Source organism: Methanoplanus limicola DSM 2279, assembly GCF_000243255.1.
In the GTDB taxonomy this organism is placed as follows: domain Archaea; phylum Halobacteriota; class Methanomicrobia; order Methanomicrobiales; family Methanomicrobiaceae; genus Methanoplanus; species Methanoplanus limicola.
In genome coordinates this window covers 2785607-2798532 of record NZ_CM001436.1, presented here as the reverse complement: position 1 = coordinate 2798532, position 12926 = coordinate 2785607, and the positions used below count along the sequence as shown (strand labels likewise).

16 protein-coding genes and 1 tRNA gene are annotated in these 12926 nt (G+C 38.5%); all 17 read left to right on the top strand.

The window, feature by feature from the left end:
- Position 1: 1 nt before the first annotated feature.
- The gene (locus METLIM_RS13245) at positions 2 to 346 is read left to right on the top strand and encodes a DUF555 domain-containing protein (RefSeq protein ID WP_004079220.1); all 345 of its coding nucleotides are present in this window, start codon (positions 2 to 4) and stop codon (positions 344 to 346) included.
- Positions 343 to 1254, top strand: a complete 912-nt coding sequence (locus METLIM_RS13240) for a carbohydrate kinase family protein (RefSeq protein ID WP_004079217.1) — start codon at positions 343 to 345, stop codon at positions 1252 to 1254. Before METLIM_RS13245 ends, METLIM_RS13240 begins: the two co-directional genes overlap by 4 nt.
- Before the next feature lie 175 nt (positions 1255 to 1429).
- Entirely contained in the window at positions 1430 to 3169 is a 1740-nt protein-coding gene (locus tag METLIM_RS13235) for a DUF2070 family protein (RefSeq protein ID WP_004079214.1), read from the top strand.
- 223 nt (positions 3170 to 3392) lie between these two features.
- Positions 3393 to 3477: transfer RNA gene (locus METLIM_RS13230), tRNA-Leu, on the top strand.
- Between the two features lie 207 nt (positions 3478 to 3684).
- Positions 3685 to 3933, top strand: coding sequence for a type II toxin-antitoxin system HicB family antitoxin (locus tag METLIM_RS13225; protein ID WP_004079212.1), 249 nt, complete (start codon positions 3685 to 3687; stop codon positions 3931 to 3933).
- Positions 3926 to 4162: a type II toxin-antitoxin system HicA family toxin gene (locus METLIM_RS13220; RefSeq protein WP_004079211.1), complete on the top strand. Its 237-nt coding sequence runs from the start codon at positions 3926 to 3928 to the stop codon at positions 4160 to 4162. The genes METLIM_RS13225 and METLIM_RS13220 overlap by 8 nt, the downstream gene beginning before the upstream one ends.
- Positions 4163 to 4703: 541 nt before the next feature.
- The gene (locus tag METLIM_RS17750) at positions 4704 to 5309 is read left to right on the top strand and encodes a Gfo/Idh/MocA family oxidoreductase (RefSeq protein WP_004079209.1); all 606 of its coding nucleotides are present in this window, start codon (positions 4704 to 4706) and stop codon (positions 5307 to 5309) included.
- Positions 5309 to 5956: a hypothetical protein gene (locus METLIM_RS17745; protein WP_052300929.1), complete on the top strand. Its 648-nt coding sequence runs from the start codon at positions 5309 to 5311 to the stop codon at positions 5954 to 5956. Before METLIM_RS17750 ends, METLIM_RS17745 begins: the two co-directional genes overlap by 1 nt.
- A 133-nt stretch (positions 5957 to 6089) precedes the next feature.
- On the top strand, positions 6090 to 7280 hold the full coding sequence (wecB, locus tag METLIM_RS13210; RefSeq protein ID WP_004079205.1) for a non-hydrolyzing UDP-N-acetylglucosamine 2-epimerase: 1191 nt from the start codon (positions 6090 to 6092) through the stop codon (positions 7278 to 7280).
- A 62-nt stretch (positions 7281 to 7342) separates the two neighbouring features.
- Positions 7343 to 9016, top strand: coding sequence for an IS1182 family transposase (locus METLIM_RS13205; RefSeq protein WP_004079203.1), 1674 nt, complete (start codon positions 7343 to 7345; stop codon positions 9014 to 9016).
- 10 nt (positions 9017 to 9026) lie between these two features.
- Entirely contained in the window at positions 9027 to 9296 is a 270-nt protein-coding gene (locus METLIM_RS16770) for a hypothetical protein (protein ID WP_169312402.1), read from the top strand.
- Positions 9297 to 9371: 75 nt separating this feature from the next.
- Positions 9372 to 9866, top strand: coding sequence for a radical SAM protein (locus METLIM_RS13195; protein ID WP_004079199.1), 495 nt, complete (start codon positions 9372 to 9374; stop codon positions 9864 to 9866).
- Between the two features lie 120 nt (positions 9867 to 9986).
- A complete protein-coding gene (locus METLIM_RS16295) occupies positions 9987 to 10151 on the top strand; it encodes a DUF2080 family transposase-associated protein (RefSeq protein ID WP_004076083.1) in 165 nt (54 codons plus the stop codon).
- Between the two features lie 263 nt (positions 10152 to 10414).
- A complete protein-coding gene (locus tag METLIM_RS13190) occupies positions 10415 to 10675 on the top strand; it encodes a helix-turn-helix domain-containing protein (RefSeq protein WP_048146028.1) in 261 nt (86 codons plus the stop codon).
- 11 nt (positions 10676 to 10686) lie between these two features.
- On the top strand, positions 10687 to 11877 hold the full coding sequence (gene istA, locus METLIM_RS13185; RefSeq protein ID WP_083824967.1) for an IS21 family transposase: 1191 nt from the start codon (positions 10687 to 10689) through the stop codon (positions 11875 to 11877).
- 10 nt (positions 11878 to 11887) lie between these two features.
- Entirely contained in the window at positions 11888 to 12640 is a 753-nt protein-coding gene (gene istB, locus METLIM_RS13180; protein WP_281034204.1) for an IS21-like element helper ATPase IstB, read from the top strand.
- A 48-nt stretch (positions 12641 to 12688) separates the two neighbouring features.
- Entirely contained in the window at positions 12689 to 12913 is a 225-nt protein-coding gene (locus tag METLIM_RS13175) for a hypothetical protein (protein ID WP_048146023.1), read from the top strand.
- Positions 12914 to 12926 lie beyond the last annotated feature (13 nt).

Here is a 12926-nt window from a genome sequence, read left to right as displayed (position 1 = left end):
TATGGCGGATTATCTTGTAACTGTTGAATCCGGATGGATTATCAAGGATGTCGAGACTCTCGACGATGCAATTGGTATTGCTATCAGTGAGGCCGGAAAACGCCTCAATCCTTCGGCAAAGTTTGTTGAAATTGAGATTGGGCAGCTGACCTGTCCTTTCTGTGAGCAGGAGCTTAATAACGCTCTGCTTGTTGGAAATCTTGCTCTTGTCGGTCTTATACTTGAGATGAAGGTCTTTAAGGCTGAGAGTGAGGAGCATGCCGGAAGAATTGCAAAATCTGTAATCGGAAGGGCACTCCGTGATATTCCGCTCAAGATTGTAGAAGTAGAGGAAATCAAGGCATGATTTCGGTCGTGGGCCACACTGCAACAGACCATATCTTTAAGGTCCCGGTGTTTCCTGAAAGGCACAGCTCGGTGCCGATTCTTGATCATAAAATATATTATGGCGGAGGCGCGGCGAATATCGCAGCCGGAATTGCAAAACTCGGGGGGGAATGTGAACTCTTCTCTGCCGTTGGTTTTGATTTTTCCGGCAGTGAATATGATCTCTGGATGGACGAACTTGGTATCCGGAAGAACCTTCTCTGCTCGGATGATAAAAGGACTGCATCCTGCTATCTGTATAATGATGAGGACGGAGATCAGATCACATTCTTTGAATGGGGTGCTTCTGAGCTTTTTACAACCGCAGATTCGCCCAGGTTTGAGTGTGTCCATATGGCAACCGCAGATCCGTCTTTCAATGTGAAAGTATCTGAAAATTCTGAGTTCGCATCTTTCGATCCCGGACAGGATCTTATAAATTATTCCGGTGAGCAGCTCTCCGTCATTCTTGACAATATTGATATTCTCTTTGCAAATAAGCATGAGATGAAGGGGATGGCTGAGAAGATCGGGATTTCAGAGGCCGATATTATCAAATCTGTTCCTGTTTCGGTTGTTACCATGTCAGGTGACGGCAGTGTTATTCATATGAATGGCAGTAAGACGAGGATACCGTCCGTTCCTGTGACGCTTGCTGATCCAACCGGTGCCGGTGATGCCTACAGGGCAGGTTTTCTGACGGCTCAGCAGATTGGTTACGATCCTGTGACCTGCTGTAAGATTGGTACTGTTGCCGCTTCATTTAATGTGGAGTCGGTTGGCCCGCAGACTAATCTCCCCGACTGGGAGAGAATGAAGCTGCGCTATGAGGAGCACTTCGGTAAACTTGAGGCTGTTATTTATAGTGCAGAACCTGAGCGTAGGTAGGCCCGGAGAGCATTTCGAAACGTGCACTCCGGTCACACTGCATAGTCTCAGACTAACTTTCCGGATAATTCCGGAAAGTTTAGTATCGGACTATTATTCCGGAGCATTTATCCGGGATTATTGCCTTTATTAATCAGAATTTATTATATTATATAATCCGGGAGAGTGATTTGATCTGTCTGCTTCAGGTGATACAAAAATAGAGGGTCTGAGCAGATATCTGTTTATTGCGCCTTCCTGGCCGCGTTCTCTAACAATAATTATAATTCTTGGAATGCTGACAGATATTGCCAGCGTTTTCGGTAACAGTGAATTCAGGTTTTTCGGGACGCTTGGTTTTACTCTGCCTGCAATAATATCCTTTGTCTTAACAAAACCTCTTGTTGAATATTTCGGGAAGAAGATTACCTGGAACAGGTCTGCACTGCTGGTTCTTGCCTGTTTTATATTTTCGGTGATTATCAGTTTCTTTCCGGTTCTGCTGATCTTTGAAGGGATTGTTCCGCTTCTCTTTGCGGTGTCCCTTGGGTTTATATTCGGGATAAGACTGATTGTTCTTGTAGCAATAGCAGATTTCCGGCTAAAAAAGATGTTTCCGGCAGCGGTAACTCAGAGTTTCTTCGGGACTTTTGTGGGTTATTTTTATTTCGGACCGGATTTTCTGCTGCTCTCGGCAACGACGCATATTCTCTTCGGGATATGTGTGTTTCTCTTCCTGTGGCTCATTGAGCGGCCGCTTAAGAAGAATTTCAATATAAGTGCCCTCAATTTCATCAATGCATTTATTGCGCACAATACTGATGGCTCTAAGGCGCTTGAGACTTTTTTCAGGGAGATTGGTGAGGAGGTCTATGTCCCGCAGGTCTCGCTCTTCTTTAAGAGGGAGGGTAAGGAGGATGTGATCTTTACTGTGCCAAACCTCCATCCCGGACCTATGGGTGAGATTGGCGGCGGCAATCTACCACGTATTCTGCATGATTCTCTTCCTGGTGAGGCTTTTGTCGCACACGGGTGCGCAACGCACGACTTCAATCTTGTATCTGAGGACGAGGTTGCAAAGATTGCTGATGCTGTGAGGAAGTCTGCTCTCGGTATTGAATATTTTGAGTCTGCCGGAAAGTCGATGCGCTTTGAGTGTGGGACTGTCAAGACTCTTGTGCAGACTTTCGGTGACAGTGTCCTTGCTATCAGCACGAGGTCTCCGGGAATGACTGAGGATCTTGATTATCCGATTGGCCTTGCTATTATGGCCGAGGGGCATAAGAGGTTTAAGAATGTCGCTTTTGTTGATGCCCACAACTGTATGACTGATGTTGTTACATCTGTGCTGCCTGCTTCTTTTACTGCATATGAATATATCAGGGGGGCACTGTCGGCATTTGAGGGGTGCTCTGACTGTGGGCAGGATGAGTTCTCAATTGGTGTCTGCCGGATGGATCTGCCATTTACACGTGAGGACGGTTTTGGTGATCTCGGTATTCAGACGCTTGTTGTTGAGACTGCCGGACAGAGGACTGCATATGTGCTGTTTGACGGGAATAATATTCATCAGGGTGTCAGGGAGAAGATCCGTGATGAGGTTTTAAGGCATGTTGATGAGTGTGAGCTTATGACGAGCGATTCTCATGTGGTTAATACGATGAGCGGCAAGAACCCGGTGGGCCTTCGGGTTCCTCCTGAGGATATTATTCCGTATGTTATTGATTCGGTCAGGACTGCGGTTAAAGACCTCTCGCCTGCGACTGCCGCAGCCTCTACCGGGTGGTGTGAGGGTGTTGTGGTGTTTGGCTCGCAGAGGATCTCGCAGCTTGCAAGCACGGTCAATGCAATGCTCACCTATGTCGCGCCCCTTGGTGTTGCAATACTTGGTGTTGCGCTTGTTTTTTCGGTGATTGCGTATCTGATTCTGCTGTAATTGATAATAATCTTCTAATATTTTTTTGAATACTTGGTCTTTTTTCCGTTTTATTTTGGTATTTGCCAGTATATGTTTGTGATTTGTTTGTTTTTTGCCGGAATTTTATGCTGGCTTTTTTCTATGCGTGAGTCCTGGGGATTTTTGTTATGCTATTGGTTTTATCAGGATTTTTGGGGACAATTGCATAAATGTTAATTTGATGGAGTTTCATTTAATATGGGCGAGGGTAGGTAAGCTTGGCCAAAACCGACGGACTTAAGATCCGTTCCCGAAGGGGTCCATGGGTTCGAATCCCATCCCTCGCATTTTTGTAGTCGGGTCTGAATCTGGCTGTTTTTTATAAAATTTAATAAATCTCTTTTTTTTGGATAATGTTAATGTTGTCTTTATTTTCCTCAGGTCCGGTATAAGGAATCATTTTGTTCACTTGTAAATGATGGTCCTGATGTAGCTTTAAAAATTATTTGCCCATGATTAAATATATATCATATTAATCAAAACATAAGGGAGATATGAAATTTAATATAATTATTGAAAAAGATGAAGAAGGAGGATATATTGCAGAATGCCCTGATTTACCGGGTTGTATTACTGAAGGTGATACTCAGGATGAAGCTATCAGGAACTTGAATGAGGCTATCATTGGCTGCCTGAAATCAAGGCTGAAAAGTGCAATAAATAATATTAAATTTATCGAATCTGATGAAAAATTAAATCTCTCGCTTGACATATCTGAAAATACAGGTAGCAGTTATGCCTAAACTGCCACGCGCATCCGGTGAAAAACATATACATGCACTGAAAAAAGATGGCTGGAAGATAAATCATATTGAGGGCAGTCATTACATCCTCATAAAAGATGGCAGTAATGTTCATCTTTCAATACCAGTTCATTCCGGAAAAACAATGGGTCCGGGACTTCTTAAAAGGATAATTAATAAGGCAGGACTGACAACTGAAGAATACTGTAAGCTTTTCAATAATAAATAACAGGATTTCAGATTATTTTAAAATCCAGCCGGATGCACCAATTAAATTTATGTCTCATTTGTCTTTGCTTTCGTTTTTTTTCCAGACATTGTTGGATGCTTTGGGGAAAGTCTCATGTGCATGTCTTTAGGGGTTAGTTTTTACCGAATTCGGAAGTTCTGTTATGAATTTGTATGGCATGGTTTTGATTGTTGTCTGTGAGTCTGATAATGGTATGATGAATTGGTAATTGTGGATTAATATTCTGATCGTTTTGTGAAGTCTGAGAATGTGTCGTGTATCATTTAGTGCTGTAAAAATGAGTATTTTAAATTAATATGCGGGCTATACCAATTAATTAGTAATATTTTCAGGAGTTATTGTCAGAATATTTTGGACATTGATTGCTAAATATATGAGTTATTTCAAAGATAATTGCTGAAATCAGAAATAGCCTCATAAATGAGGGATGTTATATATTAATCAGGAAGAGTTTGATATAATTTGGTAGATTTGCCAAATTTAATTTAAATATATTGTGGTTTATTGGCGGAGTAATAATATGGATGTCGGAGTAATTGGTGCGGGGGCAATGGGCAGGAATCATGCCCGTGTGTATTCAGAGCTTAAGAAGGTGGACAACTTTTATATCTATGATACAGATGAGAAGGCTGCCGGAGATGTTGCCTCTAAGAATGAGGGTATTGCCACATCATCGCTGGACGTGCTCCTGGGCAATGTTGACGCCGTAAGTCTCTGCGTGCCAACACCATATCATTTTGAAGTTGCTAAAGAGATATTCATTGCCGATACAGGGATTGATGTCTTAATCGAAAAACCGATATGCCATAACTCGGAGGCTGCAAGGGAGCTTATCAGTCTTATTCCGGGTTATGGTAATAGTGACGGTTATAATAGCAGTTGTGGCAATTATTACCGTAGCAGTGGTAATGATTATCGCAACAGTGATAATGATGATTGCAGCATTGACGGTACTGGTAATCTTAATGTTACGGGTAATCTCAGAGGTCCGGTAGTCGGCGTAGGTCATATAGAGAGGTTTAACCCAATCATAAAAGAGATCAAAGAGATAATCAGGGGGACCCCCTGTATGTTGAAATCAAGAGGCACAATCCGGCTTCAGCAAGGGTTACAGGAAGTTCTGTAGTGGAGGACCTGATGATCCATGATATTGACGTAGTTCTTCATTCACTCTTTGGTCAGCCTGACAGAATGGAAGCCTTTGGAACTTTTGATGTTTGCTCTCTTATGATGCAGTATGACAATGGTCATAATCTGCGGAGTGCACAGGGTGGTGATATGCAGAGTGGGCAAGGTATCCAGGGAGGTATGCAGAGTATGCAAGGTACTCAGGGAGTTATGCAGAGTATGCAAGGTACTCAGGGAGTTATGCAGAGTATGCAAGGTATCCAGGGAGGTATGCAGGGGGTGCATGAGCAGGATGATGCTTATACCTATCCTCTGCATAATACACCTGTATATCTATCTGCAAGCCGGAAATCATCGAGGAAGATCAGAACCATCCATATTGAAGAAGAGGAATTCACACTTCAGGGTGACTTTATGACGCAGGAACTCTATGTCTACTGGAAGCCTGAGAATTACCAGATTGAGGCTGAGAGGTATTATCAGGAGAACATCATAGAGAAAGTTATGGTGGGAAAGATTGAACCTTTAAAGACGGAGTTGAGTCTCTTCCTTGAGTGTTCGGAGAAGAGGAAACCTTTTCCGGTAACGCCTGAGGATGGTCTTGGTAATCTTCTCTTCTGCGAGAGGGTTACTGGTAGATTGTAGTATCTGCGCAATTCCATAATTTCTAAATAAAATGGTGTGGATTATCTGAATTAGTGAATATGTGGTGTCTGGATAAAATATTGATCAGTATGGTTGAGTTATCTAAGCCAGATGAAAAATATGCTGTAATATCATGAAAATCGTATCAATAGTCGGCGCACGTCCGCAGTTTATCAAGTGTGCACCAGTATCAAGGGAGCTTAGAAAAGAACACCAGGAGATCTTAGTCCACACAGGTCAGCATTATGATGCCAATATGTCTGACATCTTCTTTGAGCAGTTAAGTATCCCAAAGCCGGATTATAATCTCAATATCGGCTCCGGCAGCCAGGGAGAGCAGACCGGAAAGATGCTCATTGAGATTGAGAAAGTCCTGATAAAAGAGCAGCCGGATATGGTGCTTGTCTATGGTGACACCAATTCAACCCTTGCCGGTGCCCTTGCAGCTGCAAAGCTTCACATCCCAATAGCCCATGTTGAAGCCGGCCTGAGATCCTTTGACAGAACAATGCCTGAAGAGATTAACCGGATTATGACTGATCACCTATCAGACCTACTCTTCTGCCCCACCCAGACCGCCGTTGATAACCTCAAAAATGAAGGAATTACCAAAGGTGTTCACCTGACAGGTGATGTGATGGTAGACGCTCTCCAGTATAATCTAAAAATTGCTGAAGAAAAATCAACTATCCTTGAAAGATTAAACCTTATAGATGATAATTCAAACAAAATTTCAAAATATTATGTTGCAACTGTCCATAGACCTTCTAATACTGACTCAAAAGAAAACCTGACAAACATCATTGAAGCCTTTATAGAAATAGCAAACTCTGAAGATGCGCAGATAATATTCCCTGCACACCCAAGAACAGTAAAGTGCCTTAGAGAATACGGACTATATGAAATAATATCAAACAAAAACCAATATAAACCCGGAAAGATTGTCCTCATTGATCCTCTCCCATATCTTGATATGCTTCTCCTGATGTCAAATGCGAAAATGATTTTTACAGATTCCGGAGGAATTCAGAAGGAGGCTTATATCCTTAATGTTCCCTGTGTAACCCTCAGAGATAACACAGAATGGGTTGAAACCCTTCAGGACGGAATGAATATTTTAACAGGAGCAGGTAAAATTAAAATCATCTTGGCTATATTAAAATATGAACAAATTAAAAATAATCAAGTCTTTAATAATCTCCAGAACACAGGAAGATTTGGTAATGGGGATTCTTCTGAATTAATAGTTTCTGAAATTAGTATATTCAATAAAATACTAGGAGGCTGTCCGAGAATGGTATCACAATATGACCAATTATTATGAAATATATTTTTTGATGTAGATCGTAAGAATTATATTTTGTAAAAACAACATAATATGTAATTATGGTTGACTCCTCAGTAAAATCTAAAAGAGACTATTGGTTTGGAAATCCTGATGAACTATCTCCAGATACAATAAAAAAAAGTCCGCCAGATATTTATTTTAAGGAAGATTCTGTCGATTTTACTCAATCTAAATTATCCTTCATGCACATTTTTGATTATTTACCCGATGATCATGAGTGCTTTGAATATACCAAAATCTTTAAAAAACTCGATTATACACCATTAATGAGTGATTATAGTCCTTTAGGGCAGCGTGCATATCATCCAGGGCGAATAACTGAAATTTTGATCTATGCCTATTGTGATGGTGTATATAGTTCCCGGCAAATCGAAAGGAAATGTCATACGGATCTTGGATATATGTATATTTCACGCATGAATTGTCCTAATTTCCGTGTATTAAGTGATTTTAGAAAGGACAACAATGATTATTTTCAAACTCTGTTTAAAGAAAGCGTGGCTATTGCAGAAGAAAATGGCTTAATGGATTTTAAAAATGTGAGTCAGGATGGCTCCAAATTTAAAGCTGATACATCAAAGCATAAAGCAATGAGTTATGGCAGAATGAAGGATAAAATAGCTGAATTAGAGAAATTTATAGAAAATATAATGACAGAAATTGAAAAAATTGAATCCAAAGAAGCACTTGAAATAAGGGAAGAAAATATTAATCCCGGTGAGCAAATACCAGATAAATCTCAAATTAGTTTTGCAGACACTGATGCAAGAATTATGGGTAAAAAGGGTGATTTTGACTATCGTTATAACGGACAAATCTCTGTCGATAGTAAAAATCAGATAATTATTGCTCAGCATCTTACTCAAAATGCAAATGATAAACAAGAGGTTATGCCGGCATTAACACAGATCCTTGATGATTATGGTAAAATGCCAGATTCAATGAGTTTTGATAATGGATATTTCTCTGGTCATAATCTTGAAGCATTAAAAAAATTCGGAGTGAATGCATTCGTAGCTGTGGGCAGAGAAGAAAAACAGGATGTTGATAATAAAGAAGGCGAAGGAAAACTCTTCGGTAAATCAGTATTTACATATGTTGAAGCTGAAGATGTTTTTATTTGCCCAAATGAGAAAATAATGAAGCTTAAATCTAAGAGTAAGGATGGTAAAAGGATATATTCTGGGATTAAAGAAGAGTGCCTCAATTGTAAATATAGAATATCCTGTTGTAAGTCCAAAAGGGGTCAACCAAGAACTGTTTCAACTGATGATTACGAACCATTAAGAAATGAGATGAGGGATAAAATGCAACAATTATCATCAAAGGAGATTTACGCCAGACGTAAAACTATTGTCGAACCGGTGTTCGGTCAAATTAAAAATAAGGGTTTTAGAGATATTCATTTAAGAGGATTCGAAAAAGCAAAAGGTGAATTTGCTCTTATTTGTTCCTGTCACAATCTCAAAAAATCAGTGAGATATTTGAGAAGTATTAATTTTGTGTCTTCATTTTCAAATAATCTGGCTTTATGTAGCTTTTTAGCAGAACAATCTGTTAGCGCTATTAAAATCTCTATAAATCGTGCACTCGGGAAGGTGCGTCGATGTAGAATTTTTTGCACAGAAATTTTAGATCATATTTCTGTTAGCAAATTTGTTTGTTGCGTAAAATTTGCTGAGAAAAACTCCTGTTTTCGGACAGCCTCCTAGAAAATTTGGGGTGGATAAAAGGCTTGTTCATCTCTCATCGTTAATTATTAGTGGACATATTACTCGCGGGGAGGCAATAGGGATGTTGAAAATGCCCCCGTATCTAGATCCAAGACAAGAAGAGAAAGATAAACAATTTGTAATGAAAAAGCTTGGTTTTACGGAAGAAAAATTTGAAATGTACATAAAATCTCCTGAAATACTGCATCAAGAATATGGTTCTGAGAAATGGTTATGGGATGGATTGGTAACAATAGTCAAATCTCTGAGATATAATTAAATGTCAACGAATTAATGACAAAAAAGATGAAATAATTTCAGGACTTAATAGTTTAGTAGCTTTAATTGTGATGGCATGATTCATAAATTTCGGAAATATTTAAATAAATACTATGGTTTATTTCTCATAAGAGGTTATATTCCTCCTAAACCTATAAGTTTGAATATATTCACTACGCGGCGATGTAATTTTTCTTGTAACTATTGCAGTCGAAATCTCTCAATAAATTCCTCAGTTTTTGAAGGAGAATCTATATTAAAATCGGATTTTAAAATTGAAGGGTTGAAGAAGATTTTAATTAAATACCCATCTATAAGGTCAGTTTCTTTTGTTGGTGTTGGTGAACCCTTTTTGGTTAAGGATATTATTGAAATGGCATCTTTAGCAAAGAAAAGTGGCAAAAAGACATCGGTAGTTACCAATGGGAGTCTGTTGCATAGATATTTTGGTCAAATTGGTGCATCATTTGACTCAATCTCTGTTAGTTTACATGGATTAAATCCAGATGATTTTTCAAAAACGACCGGTGTGGACTCTTTGGTATTTAAACAAATTGAAAAAAATATGTAAATGTTCAGTCTTCTGAAGCAATATCCTAATTTTCCATTTTTTTGAATCACTTTTCTGGAAATATCGCTATTTTGATTCAAATCGTAAGTTATATATACTTTAGATATCTAATAGATATCTGTGAAAAAAGTACCAATTGTTGCAGAAACTGAACTTAATGTCAAAAACATTGAGGGGTTCTACATTCGAAAAGTTACACCCTTTGGAACAAGTGCGAAGGTTGATTGTCCAAAGGAACACCTTGGAAAGAAAGTCTATCTTGTAATTGTAGGGCCTGAAGACTGATATCAGATGAATTGCGAAAGTATCCGTAATTACAACAAAACATACAGGTACAAGAAAGAAATAGCCAAATTATCTCATGATATTATTCAACTGAAGGTCGAAAACGAGAAGTTGAATAAAAAATTGAGTCAGGCTAATTCCTGTAAAAAATCATCGTAACTGATCCACTTTTCGTCAAAAAAATCATCGTAATTGATCCACCCCCAGTAACACTGGCAGTAAATGAAACTGCATAAGACGACAAACACAAGGTGGTGAAATCAATGTGCGATGTTAACAGGATTTATCAGCTGTACCTTGAAACACGATCAAAGAGGAAAGTAGCTGAAATAATGGGAATATCCCGAAACACTGTTTCAAAGTACCTTAATCGTATTGAAAACTGTAAAAATGGATTAACCAATGAGATCTTACCAGAAGATGAGAAAGTTGCAAGACCAAATACAGTATGCAAAGGAGAAATCAGAGATCGGATTCTCTCAATGCTTCTTGAGAATCAGGAAAAACCAAAAAACAAAGACTAAACGCAAAACAGATATTTTCAATTCTTGTTGGGGAAGGAGAAAAGATTAGCTATTCAACTGTTCTGAGAGAAGTTTCAAAATGGAAGGAAAGCAACTCCTTCAAAGATGTTTGCATAGCTCAGGAATATGATTCAGGCTTTAGATCAGAGTGTGACTGGGGAACCGTTGTATTAAAAATTCCTGAAGAACCAGCAAAGTACAAGCAATTTTCGACAGTTCTGAATTATTCTCTTTATCGCTTCGGAAGAATATATCCAAATGAGTCACAGGAAAATCTTTTCCATGCCCTAATTGAATTTTTCCATGAAATTGGCGGAGTTCCTGAGAACATTTTCTTTGATAATATGAAGACTGTTGTTACCAATCCAAAAGAGAAAGTCTTTAACGAAAGATTTCTTCGTTTTTCCGCCCACTATGGATTTAAAACCAATGCATGCAATCCTCATTCCCCACAGGAAAAAGGAACAGTGGAAAAAACAGTATCGGTAATCAGGACTTCTGCATTTGGCCTTAAGGATACCTTTAGTTCCTTGGAAGAAGCTAATGAGCATTTAAAAAATACCCTTTCAAGGATCAATAGTTGCAAAGTTGGAAATAGGGAAATGATTCCTATTGATGCCTTGAAAATAGAGCAAAAATCATTTATTCCGCTTCCTTCAATGGATTTTCAACCTTATGACTTAAAGTACAGGAAAGTTGACAGATATTCAACTGTAACATTTGAAAGAAATAATTACTCCGTTCCTGAATCCTGCAAAGCTGAGAGACTTTCATTGAAAATTTATTGCTTCAAAATTGAAATTTTTGAAGGTGATGAATTAATCGCTGAGCATCCAAGAATATTTGATAAAAACAAGTACTCGTTAAATGTTGAACATTATTTGAGCACATTAAGGAATAAACCTGGTTCGCTCAGGTCATCCAGACTTTTGAAAGTAATGGATCAAAATTTAAAAGATCTCTATTCTGAGAATTATGTGGATAAACCAGAAAAATTCATCATGATTCTTCTTCTTATCCGGGAGTATTCCCATGAAGAAGTTATTGCTGCAATAAAGGGACTTAGGAATGATGGAATTATTCCGGACTATGAATTGATAAAACTGAATCTTAATTTTAAAAATAGTCCAGAATTTGAAGATTTCGATTACAAATATGATATTGAAGTACCCAATCCAGACCTTAGAGAATATGACAGATAAACATCAGGAGATGATGAAAATGGACAATGAAATAAAAACGCTCTGTAGGCAACTTAGATTGCCTGGAGTATATCAATCATATCAAAGTATAGCTGAAGATTTTAAAGACCCTGAAGATTTTCTTTTCCAGATACTAAACGCAGAAGTGAAGTCAAGAGAAACCAGAAGAATTGAACGCTCAATAAATCAGGCCGGATTCCCAGCTTTCAAAAAATTTGAAGAGATTAAAAGGGATATGCTCCCAAAGGATGGGAAAGAAGCCTTTGAGAAAATTAAGAATCTTGCATTTCTCAAAGAAGACAGAAACCTTATCCTGATAGGAAATTCCGGCACAGGCAAAACTCATCTTGCAATAGCGGCAGGAATTGCTGCATGTGAGAATGGGTACTCTGTATATTTCAGAACAGCAGCTGGAATAATAAACGATCTAAAAGAAGCAAAGAAGGAACTTCGTCTTTCTAAATTTGAGAAGAGGTTTAGAAAGATGGACCTTGTAATTATTGATGAACTTGGGTATATCTCCTTTGATGAAGAAGGAGCAGAATTGCTCTTCCAGTTTCTTGCTCTCAGATATGAACATAAGTCCACAATTATTACAACTAACCTGACATTTTCTGATTGGATTCGTATCTTTCATGATAAGGCCATAACTACTGCAATACTTGACAGGGTTACTCACCATGCGGTGATAATAAATATGACCGGTAAAAGCTACCGGCAGAGAGAATTCGTAGCAACAAATAAGAATAATGAGGACATATAACTCAGTCAAGGGTGGATCAATTACGATGATTTCACTGGATCACTTTTAATGATTTTTTACAAATCCACCAACATAGAGTTACTCTACGAAAATGAAAAGCTGAAAAAAGAATTCAATGAGTACAAATTCAGGCATCCACCAACTACAGGAGAAAAAGGTGGCAAACCATATGCCATAAAAAAAGAGTCAAAAAAAGCACAACTAAAGATTCCAAGGATCCAGATAATAATAAAACAGAGAAGAAAAGAAGAGAGGGGCACAACCTGGACATAAGGGTAATTTTAGG